This is a genomic window from uncultured Tenacibaculum sp., from assembly GCF_947499065.1.
Lineage (GTDB): Bacteria > Bacteroidota > Bacteroidia > Flavobacteriales > Flavobacteriaceae > Polaribacter.
The window spans coordinates 317,422-338,709 of the sequence record NZ_CANMMT010000001.1 but is presented as its reverse complement, the minus strand read 5'-3'; the positions used below and the strand labels follow the sequence as shown (position 1 = coordinate 338,709).

Annotated in this window: 14 protein-coding genes; 8 read left to right on the top strand and 6 right to left on the bottom strand. The window is 30.6% G+C overall.

All coding sequences use genetic code 11. The features are described 5' to 3' along the window. Positions 1–59: 59 nt before the first annotated feature. Together Q0958_RS01545 and Q0958_RS01540 are read left to right on the top strand one after the other, a co-directional pair. Positions 60–1,304: a PepSY domain-containing protein gene (locus tag Q0958_RS01545; RefSeq protein ID WP_299118690.1), complete on the top strand. Its 1,245-nt coding sequence runs from the start codon at positions 60–62 to the stop codon at positions 1,302–1,304. 78 nt (positions 1,305–1,382) lie between these two features. Beyond that, positions 1,383–1,934: a DUF2911 domain-containing protein gene (locus Q0958_RS01540; RefSeq protein WP_299118689.1), complete on the top strand. Its 552-nt coding sequence runs from the start codon at positions 1,383–1,385 to the stop codon at positions 1,932–1,934. A 49-nt stretch (positions 1,935–1,983) separates the two neighbouring features. On the opposite strand, the gene Q0958_RS01535 is transcribed toward Q0958_RS01540, so the two are convergent. Continuing rightward, positions 1,984–2,889: a DMT family transporter gene (locus Q0958_RS01535; RefSeq protein ID WP_299118687.1), complete on the bottom strand. Its 906-nt coding sequence runs from the start codon at positions 2,887–2,889 to the stop codon at positions 1,984–1,986. A 185-nt stretch (positions 2,890–3,074) separates the two neighbouring features. Here Q0958_RS01535 and leuS point away from each other — a divergent pair, with 185 nt between their 5' ends. The 5 genes from leuS (at position 3,075) to Q0958_RS01510 (ending at position 9,588) form a co-directional block, all read left to right on the top strand. Continuing rightward, the gene (gene leuS, locus Q0958_RS01530) at positions 3,075–5,888 is read left to right on the top strand and encodes a leucine--tRNA ligase (RefSeq protein WP_299118684.1); all 2,814 of its coding nucleotides are present in this window, start codon (positions 3,075–3,077) and stop codon (positions 5,886–5,888) included. A gap of 94 nt (positions 5,889–5,982) precedes the next feature. Beyond that, a complete protein-coding gene (locus tag Q0958_RS01525) occupies positions 5,983–6,429 on the top strand; it encodes a hypothetical protein (RefSeq protein ID WP_299118681.1) in 447 nt (148 codons plus the stop codon). 67 nt (positions 6,430–6,496) lie between these two features. Further along, positions 6,497–7,453 (top strand): hypothetical protein, encoded by a 957-nt coding sequence (locus Q0958_RS01520; protein WP_299118678.1) that lies wholly within the window; start codon positions 6,497–6,499, stop codon positions 7,451–7,453. Positions 7,454–7,504: 51 nt separating this feature from the next. Then, a complete protein-coding gene (locus Q0958_RS01515; RefSeq protein WP_299118675.1) occupies positions 7,505–8,716 on the top strand; it encodes a GNAT family N-acetyltransferase in 1,212 nt (403 codons plus the stop codon). 2 nt (positions 8,717–8,718) lie between these two features. Further along, positions 8,719–9,588 carry an acyl-CoA thioesterase II gene (locus Q0958_RS01510; RefSeq protein WP_299118673.1) on the top strand — a complete coding sequence of 290 codons (870 nt, stop codon included), beginning with the start codon at positions 8,719–8,721 and terminating at the stop codon, positions 9,586–9,588. Positions 9,589–9,651: 63 nt separating this feature from the next. On the opposite strand, the gene Q0958_RS01505 is transcribed toward Q0958_RS01510, so the two are convergent. From Q0958_RS01505 to Q0958_RS01495, 3 genes are all read right to left on the bottom strand, one after another. Then, positions 9,652–11,916, bottom strand: coding sequence for an inorganic phosphate transporter (locus Q0958_RS01505; RefSeq protein ID WP_299118670.1), 2,265 nt, complete (start codon positions 11,914–11,916; stop codon positions 9,652–9,654). Positions 11,917–11,991: 75 nt separating this feature from the next. Then, positions 11,992–13,194: a porin gene (locus Q0958_RS01500; RefSeq protein ID WP_299118668.1), complete on the bottom strand. Its 1,203-nt coding sequence runs from the start codon at positions 13,192–13,194 to the stop codon at positions 11,992–11,994. Between the two features lie 75 nt (positions 13,195–13,269). After that, complete coding sequence (locus Q0958_RS01495; RefSeq protein ID WP_299118666.1) at positions 13,270–14,154, bottom strand: metallophosphoesterase; 885 nt, start codon at positions 14,152–14,154, stop codon at positions 13,270–13,272. 204 nt (positions 14,155–14,358) lie between these two features. Between Q0958_RS01495 and Q0958_RS01490 the strand changes: the two genes are divergently transcribed. After that, on the top strand, positions 14,359–16,431 hold the full coding sequence (locus Q0958_RS01490) for a M20/M25/M40 family metallo-hydrolase (RefSeq protein WP_299118664.1): 2,073 nt from the start codon (positions 14,359–14,361) through the stop codon (positions 16,429–16,431). Between the two features lie 70 nt (positions 16,432–16,501). On the opposite strand, the gene Q0958_RS01485 is transcribed toward Q0958_RS01490, so the two are convergent. Both Q0958_RS01485 and Q0958_RS01480 read right to left on the bottom strand, forming a co-directional pair. Further along, complete coding sequence (locus tag Q0958_RS01485; RefSeq protein WP_299118663.1) at positions 16,502–18,499, bottom strand: DUF5689 domain-containing protein; 1,998 nt, start codon at positions 18,497–18,499, stop codon at positions 16,502–16,504. Between the two features lie 18 nt (positions 18,500–18,517). Further along, a complete protein-coding gene (locus Q0958_RS01480) occupies positions 18,518–21,259 on the bottom strand; it encodes a TonB-dependent receptor (protein WP_299118661.1) in 2,742 nt (913 codons plus the stop codon). Positions 21,260–21,288: the final 29 nt, after the last annotated feature.

The following is a 21,288-nucleotide window of genomic DNA, read 5'->3' as shown; positions in this document are numbered from 1 at the left end:
AGTAATAGCTAAAAATTAACCTCATAGTAGTAAAACTATGAGGTTAAAAAATATTCAAGATGAAAAATAGAAAATTAAATCAATGGTTGTGGAAATGGCATTTTATTGCTGGAATTATATCACTTCCTTTTGTGTTGATTTTGTCAATAACAGGAGCGGTTTATTTGTTTAATCCTAAAATAGAGAAAGAAGCCAAAAAGAAATTTGAAAATGTAGAAATCATACCTCAAAAACCTATTTCTTTTCAACAACAATGGGAAATAGCAAAGAATCAAATGAAGAAGAAACCCAATAGTATGGTGTTGTCTTTAAATTCAGAAAAAGCTACTGAGTTTGTTTCGGGTAGATTTAGTCATAAAAAATCATTGTTTGTTAACCCATATACAGCTGAGGTTTCTGGGAAATTCTCTCCAAAAGATACTTGGATGTATTCAATTAGAAAGTTGCATGGAGAATTATTAGGAGGTAAAATAGGAACAAAACTAGTTGAGTTGATAGCCAGTTGGATGATAGTATTAATTATAACAGGATTGTATGTTTGGTGGCCATTTCAAAGAGGTATAAAAGGAGTTTTTACAATTAGACTCAAAGAAGGAAGAAGAATTTTGTTTAGAGATTTACATGCAGTAATTGGATTCTGGATTTCGGGATTATTGCTTATTACTTTAGCGGGAGGCTTACCATGGACAGATGTTTTTGGTGCTAATTTTAAGAAAATACAGAAGCTTACAAATACAGGTTATCCGAAAACATGGAGTGGAAGAGGATTTACATCAGTTGTTTCAGAAAAAGCTTTAACTTTAGATGAAATGGTTGCTATTGGAATGCAACAAAACTTGAAAGGAGTTGTAAGTATAGGACTTCCTAAAAATGCTCAAAGTACGTTTAGTGTTTCTAACAAAACATTTGATTTAGAAGCGCAAAAAATGTTACATTTTGATCAGTATTCAGGTAAGTTAGTAAAAAAACATAATTGGAGTGATGTTGGTTTTTTAATGAGAGGAAGGATGTGGGTAATGGCATTCCATCAAGGTCAGTTTGGAGTTTGGAATTGGTGGTTAATGTTTGGAGTTGCAATTTTATTAACTATTATGAGTGTTGGAGCAATAGTCTCATACATTATAAGAAAACCTGAAGGGAAATTAGGAATTCCTAAAGTTTCTAAAAAGTTTACAATAGGTCCAGTTGTTATAGTTTTGTTACTATTATTAGGATTATTGTTACCTCTTTTTGGAGTTAGTTTAATGGTAATTTTGGCTTTTGAATTGATATTAAAAAAACTTGGTATACTTTTAGATGAATAAATTTTATATAATTTTAATGAATTTTTACGTTAGCTTATATAATTTTGACAATTAGAATTCACCTTAAATTAGTACCCCATGAAAAAAACTATTTTAACAGCTTTAGTTTTTATAATTACTTTAGTTTTCTCAAATGAAGTAAATGCACAAAAATTTTCTAAGTTAGATAAAAGCCCAATGGATGCTTCTACATATCCTAGCAAATCTAGAATATTAGATAAACTAATAAAAGTAATTTATAGTCGTCCACATTTAAAGAAGAGACCTTTGTCAAAATTAGCTCCTAATGGAAAAATATGGAGAACGGGAGCTAATGAAGCAGCCGAAATTACTTTTTATAAAGATGTGATTTTTGGAGGAAAAACAGTTGAAGCAGGAACCTATTCAATGTTTACAATTCCAGGAGATAAAGAGTGGACAATAATTTTAAATACTGCTTTAAATGTTTGGGGAGCGTTTTTTTATAATGAGAGTGATGATGTTGTAAGAGTAAAAGCTAAAGTTTCTAAAACAAAAAAAACGATTAAAAATTTCTCAATTGTTTTTGAAGGAAAAGAAAACGATTTGACAATGTATTTAGGTTGGGATAAAACAATTGTATCGCTACCAATAAAAGGTAAAAATGAGTAAACAGTTTAAAAGAAAAAACCTGATAAATGTATCAGGTTTTTTTTATGTTTTATTTTTTAGGAGTTTTACTAATTAAGTAAACACCGATAACCACTAGAAAACAGCTTATTATTTTAATAGGATTAATATCTTGGGCATATTGTGTATAACCTAATACATAAGCATAAATACTAACCATAATAAAACTAACGGCAGGCTGTAAATATATATAGCTACCATTAACAGAAGGAGAAACATAGTTTAAAGCATAAATGTTAAACAAGTAAGCTAAAAAGGTAGTTCCAATAATAACAAAAGAAATTGCTAAGTATGTTTGAGTAGTGAATGCAGAAAAATCAACTGTAACAATATCAGTTGCTCCAAATGGAAACATAAACATAAAACCAAATAAGAATACCCAACTAATAATAGTAATAGAGTTGTATTTCTTCATCAAAGGTTTAACAAGTACTAAATACAAACCATAAGAAATAGCATTAATAAAAATAAAAAGATTACCAAGTAAAGAACTAGTTCCTTTTGACTGATTTCCATACCAAATTAATAATACTGCACCAATACCACCTATGGTAATCCCTAAAAGTTTAAAAAGAGTTATTTTTTCTTTTAAAAGAATAGCGCTAAAAACCACAGCAACAATTGGAACTGCTGTAATAATTATAGAAGCATCAATAGGAGATGTTAAATTCAAACCGTGAAAAAACAATAATTGATTTGCAGCAACTCCTAGCAATCCACAAAGAATTAATTTAGGAAAGTCTTTTTTCTCAATTTTTTCTTTTATAAACGATTTAATAATCCAGAAAAGAATTCCAGCACCTAAAATTCTTAAAAAAACAAAAGCTGAAGGCCCTATTTTATTAGGCATTACTCCTTTAGCAATTAAATAATTAGCGCCATAAATAACATTGGCACTGAGTAAAGCAAGATGAGCTTTTAAAATATTGTTCTTCAAAATAATGAATTTAATCTACTGCAAAGAACATTCATTTTTTTAAAATAAACTATTTCCCAACAAAGATTAACAAGTGTGAAATTTTTGTTCATTTTATATAACATGATAATAATAGTTTAAGCCATTTTTTTACTTTAAACTTCCAAACAATAACCGTAAATTTGCAGCTTCTTAAAAGAGAGACAATGCAATATAATCACCAAGAAATAGAAAAGAGGTGGCAACAGTTTTGGGCAGACAACCAAACATTTAAAGCCAGTAATACATCAGATAAACCTAAATATTATGTTTTAGACATGTTTCCTTATCCATCAGGAGCAGGACTGCATGTAGGACATCCATTAGGATATATTGCTAGTGATATATATGCACGTTATAAACGTCATAAAGGGTTTAATGTATTGCACCCACAAGGATATGATTCTTTTGGGTTGCCGGCTGAGCAATATGCTATTCAAACAGGACAGCATCCAGCGGTTACAACTGAAACGAATATTAAAACGTACCGTCGTCAGTTAGACAATATTGGTTTTTCTTTCGATTGGTCACGTGAGGTTCGTACTTCTAATCCAGAATATTACAAGTGGACACAATGGATTTTTATCCAGTTGTTCAACTCTTGGTACAATAAAGATACAGACAAAGCAGAAGATGTTTCAACTTTAGTTTCAAAATTTGAAACAGAAGGAAATGCAAATACCAATGCAGTTTCAGATGAAGATATTACTGTTTTTTCAGCTGAAGAATGGAAAGGTTTTTCAGTAGAAAAACAACAAGAAATATTATTACAATATCGTTTAACATTTTTATCAGATACGGAAGTAAACTGGTGCCCAGCTTTAGGAACAGTACTTGCAAATGATGAAATAGTAAACGGAGTTTCAGAAAGAGGAGGACATCCAGTAGTACGTAAAAAAATGACCCAATGGTCTATGCGTATTTCTGCTTATGCACAACGTTTATTAGACGGATTACAAAATATAGATTGGCCACAACCATTAAAAGATTCTCAAACAAATTGGATAGGAAGAAGTCAAGGAGCCATGGTTTCTTTTGATGTTGAAAATTACGATGCTAAAATAGATGTGTTTACAACACGTCCTGATACAATTTTTGGAGTAAGCTTTATGACATTAGCTCCAGAGCATGAATTAGTAGCTAAAATAACTACAGAAGAACAACGTGAAGCTGTTGAAGCTTATGTTGAAGCAACGTCAAAACGTTCGGAAAGAGATCGTATGGCAGATGTAAAAACCATCTCGGGAGTATTTACAGGAGCCTATGCTTTACATCCATTTACAGGAAAACAAGTGCCAATCTGGATTGGTGATTATGTATTAGCAAGCTATGGTACAGGTGCTGTTATGGCGGTTCCTTGTGGGGATCAACGTGATTATGATTTTGCAAAACATTTTGGATTAGACATACCAAATATTTTTGCAGATGTAGATATTTCTGAAAAAGCCAATGATGCTAAAGATGGAATTAAATTAGCAAATTCAGATTTCTTAGATGGTTTAAACTATAAAAAAGGAATGAAAACCGTAATCTATGAGTTAGAAAAACGCAGTTTTGGTTACGGAAAAATAAACTATCGTTTGCGTGATGCGGTATTTAGTCGTCAGCGTTATTGGGGAGAACCATTCCCAGTTTATTATAAGAATGGAATGCCTCAAATGATTGAAGCAAAACATTTACCAATAGTATTGCCAGAGGTAGAAAAGTATTTACCAACAGAAGATGGAAAACCACCATTAGGAAATGCTGAGGTTTGGGCTTGGAATACAGAAACTGCTGAGGTAGTTAGCAATGATTTAATAGATAATGAAACTGTTTTCCCACTTGAACTAAATACAATGCCTGGATGGGCTGGAAGTTCATGGTATTTTAACCGTTATATGGATTCAACAAACGAAGGAGAATTTGTAAGTAAAGAAGCGGTTGATTATTGGAAAGAAGTAGATTTATATATTGGTGGGTCTGAGCATGCAACAGGACACTTATTATATGCACGTTTTTGGCAAAAATTCTTATTCGATAGAGGGGTCTTGCCAGTTGATGAGTTTGCTAAAAAACTAATCAACCAAGGAATGATTTTAGGAACTTCTGCTATTGTTTACAGAATTACTGGAACTGATAAATATGTTTCTAAAAACCTTAAAGGAGAATCTGAAACAGATGAAATAAGAGTAGATGTTAAGTTGATTAATACTTCTGATGAGTTAGATATTGAAGCTCTTAAAAAATGGCAACCTCAATTTGAAAATGCAGAATTTGTTTTAGAAGAAGGAAAGTACATTGTAGGTCGTGAGGTAGAAAAAATGTCAAAGCGTTGGTTTAATGTTGTAAACCCTGATGATATTTGTGAAGAATATGGTGCGGATGCATTACGTTTATTCGAAATGTTCTTAGGACCATTAGAGCAAACTAAACCTTGGAAAACATCTGGAATTTCAGGAGTGTATTCTTTCTTAAAGAAATTATGGAAATTATACGTGGGAGAGAACGGAATTAACGTTTCTGATGCTGAGCCAACAAAGGATGAGTTAAAAACTTTACATAAAACAATTAAGAAGGTAGAGGAAGATATAGAAAACTTCTCTTTCAATACTTCAGTTTCTACTTTTATGATTGCGGTAAATGAATTAACGGCGCAAAAATGTAACAAGCGTGCTATTTTAGAACCGTTATTAGTATTAGTTTCTCCATACGCTCCGCATATTTCAGAAGAGTTATGGAGCCAATTAGGACATACTGAATCTATTTCTACAGTAGCATTTCCAAAATTTGAAGCTTCTCATTTGGTAGAGAGTGCTAAGAATTACCCAATTTCATTTAATGGTAAAATGCGTTTTACATTAGAGTTACCATTAGATATGAGTAAAGATGAAATAGAAAAAACGGTAATGGCACATGAAAAAACACAAGCACAATTACAAGGAAGAACACCTAAAAAAGTAATTGTAGTGCCTGGTAAAATAATTAATATAGTAGGTTAATAAAACCTTTATAACAATAAGAAAACCACAAGCATTTTTTGTTTGTGGTTTTTTATTTTTTAAGTACTTTCACGGAAATATTCAAAAAATTAAAATGAAAAACGTAATTAAACTTGCTGCTATTGTATTAGCTGTTGTTTTTGTAGGATGTTCAGATAGTGATTCTGATAATTTAGGAGGAATTGCAAATACTCCTTTAAAAGGAAAAGTACACGGTACTTCATTTGTAGCTCAAGGTGGAAAAGCATTTGTTAGTGGAAATAACTTAAGTATTAACATAACCAATGTTACAGCAGATTGTAATTCTTCTATTTTAGACTACACTTTGTATATTTCAACAAGTGTAGAAAATAAAGTAGCTAGTACAACAAAGGCGAATGTTGTATTTAATAAAAAAGGCGAAACACCTTTAAATGTTTTAAATAGTGAGGTTACTATAGAAAGTTTAACTTCAAATGAAGTTAAAGTAAAAATAAAATCAACTTCTTCTACATCAAAGAATACATTAGAAGGTACCTTTACAGTTCCTTTTTGTAAATAAAAAAACAATCAAATTTAAAAAAAGTCATTACTCTTAGTAATGGCTTTTTTATTCTTTATAAATAATTATGAAAAAGTTTACATTCAATAGCTCTTGGCTTTTTGTATTAATCCCAATAGGAATTGTATTTTTTGTAGTAATGCCTGAAATACAAAAAAAATATCAAGCATATCATAAACAGCAAACAGAATTACATCAAGAAGTTATACAATTAGACTCTTTAAGACAGTTAAAAAGCCCAACTAGAAGAGATTTAAATACAATAAGTCGTTTAGAAACCACAGTTCGTATTAAAACATTAACCTACGGTAAACAACGATACTTATATTATAAACTTGGCGGAATGCTTATTGTTTTTGTCTTCATGTTTGGTGGAATGTTTATCTCAAGTTTTTTAGTTAGAAGAAAAAAGAGTTCGCCCAATAACAAAGAAATAATTTTCAATTTTGGTGATTTTACTCAAGATGCAATAGGACAACAAATATCATGGGAAGCTACAGAAGGTTCTGGTAGTAACTTTTTAAGTGAACACTTAAAGAAAACGAATAAAGGTTATAAAATCAGCTCAAGTTCGTACATGAAGTTTGTGGCTTGGGGATTCTTTTTAGTTGGAGCAAACTTTACTTTATGGTCTTTTGTTGAGTTTTTTGAATTTTCAAAAGAAGCAATGGGGTTTATGCAAGCGGGTAAAATATTTTTTACAACAGGAGGAATATTTTTATTAGTAGGTGTTTTTCTATTAATCAGTACAGGTGCAAAGGCTTATTTTCATACTCGAAAAAGAAAAATGGTTGTTGGAAGCGAGATTATTCCTTTTCAACATGCTTATGCACTTCAAGTACTTGAAAAATTTATACCAGGTAAATCATCAGGAGGATACTTCTGTTATGAAGCAAACTTGGTAACTAATGATGGTAAACGATTTAATTTATTAAATCATGGAGATAAGCAGTACCTTTTAAGTGATACAGTTAAAATAAGCAAAATTTTCAATGTGCCAGTTTGGAATATGAATGTGCAATAGAATTTATTAAATAAAGTTTTAGTATTTTACACTAAAATTAAAGGGGCATACGTGAATATTTTATCTTGTAGTAAAAATCAAAATTCGAATACTAAATACTTTTCTTCAATTAAAGAAGTACCTAATGAAGTATGGGAAGAATTAGGTTGCACGGATAATATCTATTTTACCCCTAAATACTTAGAGGCATTAGAGCAAAACAATAAAACAATACATTTTGCATACATTATATTGTTTGATACTAATAACAAAGCAATTGCTTTAGCTAATATTCAAATAGTCGACTTTTATTTAGACAGTGTTCAAAACGATATGCAATCTATTGTAGAATGGGTAAAGTGTATGGGGAGAAAATTAAGAATTATATCTCCAGAAAAACCATTTAAAGTACTTACTTGTGGTAATACATTTGTAAGTGGAGAGCATGGTGTTTTTATTAAGAACAATCAAAATAAAAAAGAAGTACTTAAACAAATTGCTAAGGCAGTAGTAAATTACTCAAATGCTAGTGCAAAGAATGCAGCTGATGCTTTTATGCTAAAAGACTTTGAAAAAGAATCACTTTATATAACACATGAGTTACATGAAGAAGGATATAATTCGTTTAAAGTAGATCCGAATATGGTTCTAGAATTAGATAATGATTGGAGTTCTATTGAAGATTATTTAGCTGCTTTAAAAACAAAATTTAGAGTAAAAGCAAAAAGAGCATTAAAGTTGAGTAGTCTTTTAAAAGTTGAAGATGTAACTGAAGGCAGATTAAAAGATTTAAAGCCGGAAATGACAGTGTTGTATAAAACGGTGTCTACAAAGTCAAGTTTCAATTTAGGAGATTTTAATATAGAAACCTATAGAACTTTAAAAGAAAATTTAGGAGACAACTATTTTTTAAAAGTCTATTGGTTAGAAGATAAATTGGTAGGTTTCTTATCAGGGATTTTTAATAGGAAATCATTGGATGCCCATTTTGTTGGAATTGATTACGGTTATAATAAAGAATATGCTGTGTATCAAAGAATGTTGTATGATTATATAAGTTTGGGAATAGATAAAAAAGTAAAGACAATTAATTTTGGAAGAACAGCTAGTGAGATAAAAAGTTCCGTTGGAGCTAAACCCCAAGATTTAACAATTTATTTACGACATAAGAATACGATACCAAATCGTATTTTGAGTTTGTTTTTAAAAAGAATTCAACCGTCAGAGTTTAAACACAAACATCCATTTAAAAAGAAAGAATTAAGAGAGCAAGTTAATTTGTAAAAATGAAAAACACACAAGAGTTACTAGATATACTTACTTTAAAAGATATTGGAGATAATAATTTTAATGGAATAAGTAAAGATATTGGAAGTCCAAATGTATTTGGAGGACAAGTATTGGCACAGTCGTTAAATGCTGCTTACAGAACTGTTTCAGAAGAACGTGTATTACATTCTTTGCATTCATATTTTTTAGAAGCAGGTAGTTTAGAAAAACCTATTACCTATAATGTTCAAGTAATACGAGATGGGGGAAGTTTTTCAACTCGCAGGGTAACAGCACATCAAGAAGATAAAACGATTTTTATATTGGCTTGTTCCTTCCATAAAAAGGAAGAAGGATATGAACATCAAATGCCAATAAAAAAAGATATAAAACAACCAGAAGAGTTATATAGTTGGACAGATATGTTAGATCAGTTTGGAGATTTTTTACCTAAAAAACTAAAGGCATTTTTAAGTATAGAAAGACCCATAGATTTTAAACCTGTACAAATTGCCAATCCTCTCGATATGCAAGATTTACCTCCGGTTGTAGATGTTTGGTTTAAATTGAAAGGAGATCAAGTAGATTTATCTTTGGCTTTTAAACAACAAATATTAACTTATATATCCGATTATAATATTTTAACAGCTTGTTTAAATCCAAATGCAAGTGTAGCTAATTTTGGAAATACACAAATGGCAAGTTTAGATCATTCTATGTGGTTTTATAGAGATTTTACTTTTGACGATTGGATGCTGTTTTCTATAGAGAGCCCTAATAGTTTTGGAGCTCGTGGTTTTGCTTGTGGTAATATCTACACCAGAAAAGGTGAGTTAATCGCTTCAGTGGCTCAAGAAGGTCTAATGAGACCAATGAAGGAGAAGTAAAAAGAAGTATAAAAAAAATCCCGAGTAAATTTACTCGGGATTTTTTGTTTTATAAAGTATCAACTAGATATTTTTAGTACTTATATGAAACTCTTCGTAAGTTTCTAATAAGCTCATTAAGCCAGAAACTAAATCTTGAGTTTCTATCAATATACTAAAGTATAATGTAGTGTTTTTAGGACTTGTTTCATCAGTTCTAATACGATCAACTTGCTTTTCAATAGAAGCAGAAACATCTACCAATAATTCTTTCTTTTCGTTAATAATTTGTTCTAAATTATCAAAGCTTCTTTTTTCAAAAGTAGAGCTAATTTCTTCTAATAATTTAGATAATACATTGTCTATATGTTTAAGATCTTTTAATTGTCCTTTCTTTAAGTTTTTGTGGTTGTTATTAACGTGTTTAAAACTTGCTCTAGAAATATAACTAATAGACTGAGCAACGTCTTGTAAATAACCTAAAACTAAAATATAAAATCTACTTGCTTGTACAGAAGAATCATCTAACGACTTAATAAAGTAGAATACTCCATCTTTTAAGCCATCAATTTCATCGTTTAACTTTCCTACGTGCTTATCAGTTTTACGTAATTTATTTAAATCGTGGTTAGCTAAATCGTTAACTACATTTGTATATAATTTATTAACACGTGTTGCAACTTCAGCAATATGATCAGCGCTTTCTTCAATTACCCCATTAATGGTGATTAATTCAGCTCTTTCAATATGCATTTGCTTTTTTTCTTCTTTAGATTTCTTTCTGTGAATTAAAGTATTTCTTCCTATTAATAGTGCAACTACTAATAATAAAACAGGGATCATTACCATATCCCAGCTAATTAAGTAAGCAACTAAAGCTGCGGCAACAAAGGCAGTTAAAGCGGTTAGGAACCAACCTCCAACAACGTTAATTACACCAGCAACTCTATATACAGCACTTTCACGCCCCCAAGCTCTATCAGCTAAAGAAGTACCCATGGCAACCATAAAAGTTACATAAGTAGTAGATAAAGGTAACTGCATAGAGGTAGCTATAGAAATTAAAATACCAGCTACGATTAAGTTTACAGATGCTCTTACTAAGTCAAAAGCAGGCATTTCGTATGTTTTGTCTTTAGGTAATTCTATAACAGGTTTTTGAAATTTAGAATCAACAAAAGCTAATGTTTTTTTAGGTACAACAGAAGTTATAACTGTATTTAATCCCATTGCAATTCTAACAACTATTCTAGATAAAGGATTTGGTTGGAATTTTTCATGTCCATCTCCCTGACGTGATAAGTTAATACCTGTTTCAATTACTTTTTTAGCTTTACTTGAAGTCCATAAAGTAACTACCATAATAGCTCCAGCAAATAATAATAACCATACATTAGAAGGTACTTTTTTTGCTAAGATTCCCATTTTGAAAGCTTCAGGACCTAAATTAGCAGTATTAATTAATGGATCATTTAATGCTTGATATGAGTTCCATGCAGCAACTGGCACTCCAACAAAGTTTACTAAGTCGTTTCCAGAAAAAGCCATTGCTAATGAAAATGTTCCAACTCCAATAATAAGTTTTAAAACATTAAGCTTAAATATGCTAATTAAAGCTTGAGATATTAAACTCCAAACAACAAAACTTCCAATAATTATTTCTAAAGTATTTCCTTCAATTAAGTGTTTTACGTCATTGTAAAATGGAGTTCCTTTTAATCCTTTTATTATTATAAAATAGGTAATAGCAGTAATAGCAAAACCTCCAAAAATGGCGTTTACATAACTAGGTTTTTTCTCAAAATTGAAAGAGTAAATTAAACGAGAAATAAACTGTACAATAGCACCTACAGAAAAGGCTACCACAACGGAGAGTAGTATTCCGTTTATAATTTCTACTGCTTTCTTATGATTAATGTAGCTCCAAATATCAGTTATAGATTGAGCATCGTTTGTAGAAATTTTAATTAAAGAAATACATACTGCTGCTCCTAATAATTCAAATACAATAGATACTGTGGTGGATGTAGGCATTCCTAGAGAGTTAAAGATATCTAGTAATAAAATATCAGTAATCATAACAGCCATAAATATGAACATGATATCTTGAAACATGAACATATTTGGGTTGAAAATACCTTTACGTGCAACTTCCATCATTCCACTAGAGGTAACAGCTCCCATGAACACACCGATACTAGCTATTATCATTATATTTCTAACCTTAATGGCTTTAGAACCAATAGCAGAATTTAAAAAATTAACAGCATCGTTACTTACTCCAACAACTAAATCGACAATAGCTAAAGCAGCTAAAGCGATAAGCATTAAAATATATGGATCTCCCATTTTTTAGTTTTTAATTAAGATTTGCAAATCTACAAACACTGAGCAGTGTTTGTGTTAGGTTTACGTTATTTTTTTTTAAAAATGAACATCTATTTGTAATCGATACATTAACTGATTTGTGCTAGTTGTTATGTCTAAGTAACTTACATCAGTTTGTACCTTTAATTTATGACCTGAAATATATTTTGAAAGTCCTATAGTGTATTGATTTTGAGTGTTTTTGTTCGTTATTTCTTTACTAAAAGAAACATTGGTGTAACGACCAGATAACTCCCAGTTTTTAGGAAATAGGTAACCGGTTTGTAAGTTTAAGGAGTTTCCAACCTGTACAATATCACCAGTTAAAGAACCATCTGAGTTTTTTGCAATAGGGTTTTTAGCATTTCTATGAGCAAATTCACCCATAAAAGAGAAGTTTTTATACTTAAATATTGCATCTAAAAAGTAGGTAGTAATATCTGTTTCGTAAAAGCCAGTATCGTTTTTCATATATGTTCCTAAATTACTTCTATCTTTTACAGCATTATCATTAAAATCATAACTCATTCCTATAGCAAGTTTAGGTTTGTCTTCTCTAAAAAGACTACCACCTATGAAATGACCATTATTAGTGAATTTTCCAAAAGGAAATAGTTCTAAATGAGCTGTATATTGATAACCACCAATGTTACCGGTTGTAACATTACGTCCTTCTCCTTGTGAAAAAGCAAAGGTCTCTTTAATAATAAATTTTTCAGAAATGTGAAATTGATGCCTTAATTGAAATCCTAAATCACGGTCAATATTAAATACAGCATTTAATAAAGAACGATCTACAAATTGCATGTTACCAGAGGAAATTATACGCTCTCTATTTCCTGGTAATTTTGCTTGACCAATCCATAATTCGAAATTTTGATAAAAGTTCCATTTAACAACAGCATCTAAAATATATCTAGGGGCATTGTTTGTAAACTCTGAAGCTCCACCAATATCTGAATTAGAAAAGCCTAATTCTATTTTGTATTTTAACTTTGGAGAAAAAGCAAATCCTTTTAATTTTAAACGAGCTCTTCTTATTTGAAAGGCAGATGAATTATTAGAAAGACCATCAGAGTTTGAATCCCATTTAGAACTGGTTAAAAATTGTATTCTTGCTGAAGCATTCATGGACCAAGTGCTGTCTTTTCCGATTAGGTTAAATAAACCATTTCCAAACTTAGGAGCGTTTAATTTTTGAGAATGTATACTTAATGTTATAAGCATACTAATGATGATAAATAATTTCTCTAATTTCATTAAAATTATATAATTCGACTCTGTTGGTCGTAAAAAACCGGCAATACTAATATAAATATAGGATATATTAAAATTTTAAATATAATGAGACAAGTTTTCAGGACCTTCCAAAATCGTTTTTGAAATTTGCATAATACCATCTTCATTGGTAATTACATGCCATTTAATAAGAGTAATTTGCTGGTTTTCTATTTCAAGTCCAGTAATACATCTTGGATGTACACAACTTCCATCGTTAAAATGAGGTAATTCATTTGGTGAAGGAAATCTTGGACGATGCGTATGGCCAGTTACAATCATTTGATTGTTATTCTTTTGAATCCATTCTTCTAGACGACTTTCAACTTTTATAAGTTCTTTGAAGTTTTTTGCAGGACTTGTTGGGTCATCTATTCCTATTAATTGCAATGGACGCCAGAGTATTTTAACTAAAAACCTACTAAGTTTCCAAAAGTTATAATTAAACCAATCCGCCTGATGTCCATGTAATAAGAAAATAGATTTACCATCTTCTTGTTCTAGCCTTATTGCTTCAGAAAAAGAAGCGTTTTTTAATAGTTCTTTATTTTTTCCATCGACTGTGTCATAGTAATAGTCTAAATTCTTAGCAACTTTTTTAGGATTTCTATAATCCATGTCGTGATTTCCCCAAATAAAATGCAAATGATTTTTTTTATGAAACTCTCTTAAAAGTAAGTATACATTTTTATTCGCATTAAAAATGTTAGAAAATTTATTTTCCCAAAGTTCATCTCCATCACCTAACTCTATATACGTAAAATCCTTTTGTAAATATTGTGACAATGCGTAATGAAATATTTTTCTGTTATGAGCAAAGTCATCTGCAAAACTATTATCACCTCTATGACAATCTGAAAATAAAACATATTTAGATTGTTTAGATAATTCTAATTTCTTGGCCTTTTTAAAAGCTCTTGTTATTCTACGATTAGAAGACATTACTTATTTATAAATATTATAGCATATGAATATGCTAAAATAAAAGTTTTATGCAGAATTAATAGTTTGATGTGTTTATTAAATAATTGAATGTTAGTATGTTTTTAATATAAAAATATTTTTTAAGGTTGATTTTGAGTAAATTAGATATTGTAATAAGCATAAGCTTATTTCTAAGTATAATTAATTTAATCCCCCGTAAAAATGAAAAAAACGTACTTATTAATTCCGTTATTATTGTTATGTGTCCAAGTTTCTAACATTTATAGTCAAGAAAAAATGTTTTATGGAACTATTGAAACCCTCAATGCTTTAGAACTAAAAAAAATTGCTCCAAAGGATATTAAAATTATTTCTTCTTTAAATGGATTTAGTGCTGTGAAGTTAGGAAATGATGCCGCAGAAAAATTGCATCATATGATTTTAACTCATGGTCCAGGATTTATTTATGAATCGTCAGAAGCTGATGCAATTAAAACTATTAGAAAATTAGCTCAAAGAAGTAGAACTTTAAAAAAAGCTAGTTATAGTATTTCAGAAAATCAAAAAGTAAATCAAGCAATTGGATTAGTAAATAATACTAACATAGCAAATCAAATTGTTGAGTTAGAAAACTATGGTACTAGATATCATACGACTCAGAAAGCTAATCAATCTGTTTTAGATTTAAAACAAAAATGGGAAACAATGGCAAATGGTAGAGCTGATGTTTCAGTCAAATTGGTAAATCATAATAGTACTACAATGCCTTCTCTTATTATGACAATTGAAGGAAAAGATATTCCTAATGAGTTTGTTATTTTAGGTGGACATATAGACTCTGTAAGTCCAGAGAGAGAAACCAATGCTCCAGGAGCTGATGATAATGCTTCTGGAATAGCAACAATTACAGAAGTGGCAAGAGTACTTTTAGAAATGAATTTTAAACCTCAAAGGACTATTGAGTTTATGGCATATGCTGCAGAAGAAGTTGGTTTGAGAGGTTCTAAAGAAATTGCACAAGATTATAAAAGTAGAAACGTCAATGTAATCTCATACGTTCAGTTTGATATGACAAACTATAAAGGATCACCTAAAGATGTCTATATTTCAGATGATAGTTATAATAGTAGCACTTTAAATTCTTTTTTAGCTCAATTAATGGATACGTATAATTCTTCTGGTAATCATCAGTTTACTTATGATTATACACGTTGTAATTATGGTTGTTCAGATCATTATAGTTGGGCACAGCAAGGATATGATGCAGCGTTTCCTTTTGAAGCATCTTTTAATGGTTCTAACCCATATATTCATACGGTAAATGATACATTTAATAGATCTGTTACACCAAATGCAACACATGCAGCAAAATTTGCTAAGCTTGGATTGGAATATTTAATTGAGGTAGCTAAAAGTGAAGGAAGTGTGGTGGTACCAACTTATTGTAGTTTAAAAGGAGATAATGTAAATGATGAGTATATACAAAATGTTACTTTAGGAAATATTAATAATAACTCGAATGGTGGAAGTGGATACCAAGATTTTACAAGTTTATTTACAGTATTAAATACAAATAATCAATATACAATTACGATTACGCCTAAATGGACCGGTACAGTTTATAATGAAGGGTATGCAGTTTGGATAGATTACAACCAAGATGCAGATTTTGAAGATTCAGGAGAACAAGTTTGGACTAAAAGTGCTTCAAAAGATACTCCAGTTACTGGTTCTTTTACAATACCAGCTAATGCTAAATTAGGAAAAACAAGAATGAGGATTGCTATGCGTTATAATGCAATTCCAAATTCATGTGGTTCTTTTAATTATGGAGAAGCAGAAGATTATTCAGTAAATATATCAGAAGCTACAATAGTTAATATTTGTGGTGGTATTGCTAATTATGATGCTTCGATAAATTACCAAACTGGTGATAAAGTTGTTTATTCTAATGCATTATATGAACGAACAGCCACTGGATGGAAAAATATAGGAAAGTGTAATAGTAATAAGAGAGAAACAAAAACAGAGGGAAAATTTTTAGTAAACGATAAAGATGTTATTTTATTTTCTCCAAACCCTGTAGAAGGGAATTCTTTTAAAATAAGAGTTTATAATGAACTATGGAAGTATAGAAATGTGAAACTTTATGATTCAAAAGGAAGATTACTTAAAGAAGTTCAAATGAATGTAGAGGAAGAGATAATTAATATTTCAGATTTTGCCACCGGAGTTTATTTTATAACGTTAAATAAAACAGGAAAAAAGTATACACAACAGTTTGTGAAAAAATAGTAGCTACTTTATTTAAAAATAAAAAACCCAAGTTTTAAACTTGGGTTTTTAAATTTATAATAATTAAATATTATCTTTTTCCTACAGAAGAAAAATCATCTTTATTTTTTACTTCCCACTCAGAGTTAGCAGTATCAGTACCTGCACTAGCTGACCAGCTAGTGTTTCCTTCAATGATAGATATTTTTCTAATTAAAGTACGGTCTTTAGTGGCATTTGAAACACCAGCTACTTCCCATCCAGAACCTGGATCGCTATTTGGAGTTCCTATGACATCAATTAATTCATAAGTTCCAGAACCATTGTCTTTAGCTAAACCAATAGCATCATCACCATTGTGGTGAACAGGACTTTCGTAAGGTAATTTTAAATCAGCTTCATCTTGAATTGCAGCAACAGCTTGATTAGTTGAAATAACATAAACATCACCAGTAGCTAAAGTTCCTGATAATTGTAATTGTCTTGCTGCTTTCCATCCACCTCCGTTTGAAGAACCCCAAACTTGGTATTTAGATAAATCTACAGCTGCACCAGTACCATTGTATATCTCAATATACTTATTGTTACTTGATCCTTCAACATATTCAGAAATGAATAAATCATTTGCTTTAGGAGCTCCACCAGTTGAAGTACAAGCATAAGCTTCAGTAAAGTTTACATCAGAAGCATCTCTTAAATAAATTTGTGGCCCGTTAAAATCTGACATGATACCAGTTACAGAACCTTTTTTGTCACTTACATTAGTTGTAGCAAATGCAGCATCAGTTCTAACAAAAGTAGTTAATGTATTAGTACAATCTGAAGTTAAAGTATTTGAACCTGAATATGTTTTTGTGATGTCTTTAAATTGAACACCTTCAATTGTAACTAATTTACTTTCATAATTTCCAGTTAATGCTTGAGCAAAAGTAATAACCTCTGGAGTAGGTAATGTTCCAGCAGCTTTGCTGATAATGTTTGAGTTTGATAAGTTTAATTGTAATAAACCATTATACTCACTTAACTTTGTTCCACCAACAGAAATTTCTACTTCATCTCCAATGTTTAAGTTGTAAGCTTCACTAAAACGTAAAGCAATTGCAGTAGCTCCATCTTGTGCAAAAGCATTTCTGTTTGAAATATTACCTTTTGCTAAATCAGATGTTATAACTACTTTTATCTTATAACTTTCTGTAATTGTAGTTTCACTACCTGTGAATAAAGCTTTAATATCTGCTAAAGATTTTAAAGTAGGATTGTTAAAACAACCATACTCTTGAGTAAAGTCAACATCATCAGTATTTCTCATTACTAATTGATATTTTGAAGAGAACTCAGATAATACAGCAGTTACACTACCTTTAAAATCTGGGATAGAATGCTGCTTGAAGTTTACAAACTTACTATTTGATAGTTCAATCTTTTCGAAAGTTTTACAAGAAGCTAAAGTACGTGTAATATAACTATTAGTTTCAGGAGATGCGTATTGTAATCCTTTTACTTCCGATTGTAAATCATCAATTTTTACAAGAGTACTTATTAAGTTTTGAGAAAGTTCTCCAATGGTTAAAGTCGTTGGTACAATTTCAGCTATTTCAGAAGAACGTTCAATATGATTTCTATATTCTGATAATTCAATTCTATCTACTTTTCCGAATTTGCTTGCACCAATTTGGTATTTAGCATAAGATTTTCCGAAAGCTAAGCCTTTAAGCTTAATGTATACTTTTCGTCCTACATTATATACAGCACTTAAGTTTGTAGCATCAACTATAACTTCAACTCCAATTGTTGGGTTTTCAGCTTTGTCTTGGATAACTAATTTTTTGTAGAAATTTCCTTCTCTATCGTCAGAAATAACATAACCATAAGTGTTAATGTCTTCTAAGTTATTGTCTTTAATATAGTCGTTAAAATCAATATTACTTCCTTTATATAGAGCAACAATGTCGCTTAAAGGAACAAGATTTTTGTATTCTTTATCTTCTCCAGCTGTAGGGATAACGAAATCACCATCCTTAACACATGATGAAAAAGAAATTGCAACAAATAAAATTGCAAATATTTTATATAAGGTTAAATTTTTCATTTTGTTATGTTGTTTTTATTAAAATCTATAATTTACATTTAAGAAGTAAGTAGTACCTCTACCAAACCAGTATTTGTTTCCAAAAGTAGGTGCTCCATTAGCGTTATCATCTCTTAACTCTCTAAAATTAGCATTTCTTCCTTGTTCGAAACCACCAGTTTTATATTCTTCTCCTAATATATTACTTATACTAGCAAAAACACTTATGAATTTGTTGTTTCCTACTTTCCATGATTTACCACCAATAGCATTTAACGTAAAGTAGTCATCAAATTTTTCTTGAGCTAATAATTGTCTAGCTAATACAGGATCGTAATCTGAAAATGGTTGCCCGTCTACATCTGCTACGAAGTTTGAAGTTCTTCTTATAGGAGATATATCAACGTACGCATTATCAAAATAGTTAGCCGTAACACCTACAAACCAATAATCAGGGTCTCTATAGTCGAATCCAAAAGAGTAAGCAGTTTGTGGTCCAGCAGCAACTCTATAATCTTTCAAAAAGGCTTTTCTTCTATCAAAAGAAAAATCTGGATCATCAGATTTAGCTACGATATCAGGATTGTTGTTGTATGTATATTGACCATAGTTAGCAGCACCTCTTAACTTAATAGTTGGAGTTACTTGAGCTTCAATACCGAATTCAACTCCCATATGACGCTTATCTATTCCAGTTAAAATTTCTTGAATAAAAGCAGAAGAATTACCATTTAAACCATCAGCAAAGAAGAAAGAAATTTCAGTTGCATCTTTAATATCAGTATAGTAACCAGTTAATTTAGAAGTAATGAATGGAGTTCTTAAAATATAAGAAGCATCAAAAGACATTATTTTTTCACTATCTAAAGAGCTAACATCAGCTACTGTTAAGTTGTTAATTCTTGAATTAGCAAAAGAATTTCTGATAGATGGAGCTTTTGTAAGGTACCCTCCGTTGAAGTCTAATAAATGACGTCCAGAAATTTTATAAGTTGCTCCTGCTTTTGCACCGAAATTAAAAAAGTTTAATTTTTTAGATTTACCTAATGAATTAGTAGGATGGTAACCATTTTGGTATAAACCTTCTCTTTGGTGAGATGTGTTATGTGCAGAACCAGCAACATAAAAATCTACTTTGTTATACTTAAATTGTAACTGAGCAAAACCTCCATAAACTTGAGACTCTAAATTGTAGTCGTATTTAAAACGATCTCCTTTAGTTACAAATCTATTAGGAGTCAATAAATTACTTTGTTGTTGGTCAAAAGTGTCTCCAAAATTATTGATGTCCTTATAAAAGTTTGCACCTAACATATCTATAATAGTAGCAAAGTTTTGAGAATTTAATCTTCTATATTCTAAACTAGCATTTAAAGTTATGTTATCCGTTAATTCTGAATTAAGAATTGTGTTAGCAGTAATTTGCTTATCATCATTTCTATCTTCATATAAAACAAAGCGAGCATTGTCTTTATTTCCTTCGTTACCAAAATATAATTCATCCCAATTTATTTGACCATTGTTTTGAAAACTAGTTAAAGCATTGTAAGCTCCTTTATAATCAGGTCCGTTAGGATCTGATATAAAATAACTAGGTAATTTTCTATAATATGTTGGGTCAGGGTTATTACCTCCGTTAAAATCTAAACGACTGTTACCTATTTCTCCAAATTGATAAGCAAAACCAGTATTTAATGTAGTAGATTCACCAATGTTCCAGTAGTGATTTAACATTATAATAGGCTCGTTAACTCTTCTAATACGTGAGTTACGAATTTCACCAGCTTGATATCCCCAATATGAGTTGTATTTAATACCTCTTATATCGTATACTTCTTGAGTATGAGGAGCTGCTTTACCTCTTCTATTTTCAGCTTGAATTATAGTTAAGTTTAAACTATGATTGTTATTGATTTGCTTTTCAAGAGAAACAAAAATAGAATGTGCATTGTATAAACTTCCGTCAACAAAACCTTCTTCAGCATATCTTTTACTACCAGAAGCAGCAATAGCCCATCCATTTTCTAATAAACCAGAAGCATATGTTGCCATTAAACGGTGCGTATAACTTCTATTTGAAGAAGCATAAGAAACTCTACCACCTTTTCTGTATTCAGAAGCTCTTGTATTAATGTTAGTAGAACCTAAAACTCCACCAAATGTATAATTAGAAGGTGTTAAACCTGTATTGAATTCTTGATTACGTAAAACATCGTTTAAACCACCCCAGTTACTCCATTGTGGACGACCGTTATACAATTTGTTCATTTCAATACCATTGATAAGAACTTTACCATTTTCAGAATCTAAACCACGAATTCTGTAAAAAGAAGAACTCCACTCAAAAGCAGCAGTACGTAAATATACATCTCTAGAAGATTGTAATAATCCAGAAATGTTGTCGGCAGCACTAGTGTCATCATTTAATTCATCATCAGTAATAGTGATGGTACTTAAATCTTGATCCTCTGATATATCTTCATACATCATTATAGTACCTAAATCGATTGTCTTGCCAGCTAATTGAACAGGGAAGTTTTGGGTTTCAAACCCGTTAAGGGATACAACTACAATTTGTCTTCCGTCTGGTAAACCATTTAATGTAAAAGAACCATTGGCATCAGTAGTACCACTGATATTGGCTTCTCTTACACTTACAGAAACACCTTGTAGAGGTTTTTCAGAATCGCTGTTAATTACGATTCCTTTTACAACGTTCTGCGCATTCATGGCAAATAGGCCAGAGAATACCAACAACATTGTTAGCGTAAAATTTCTCATAAATGTTTGTTTATAAAATATTTAAATAT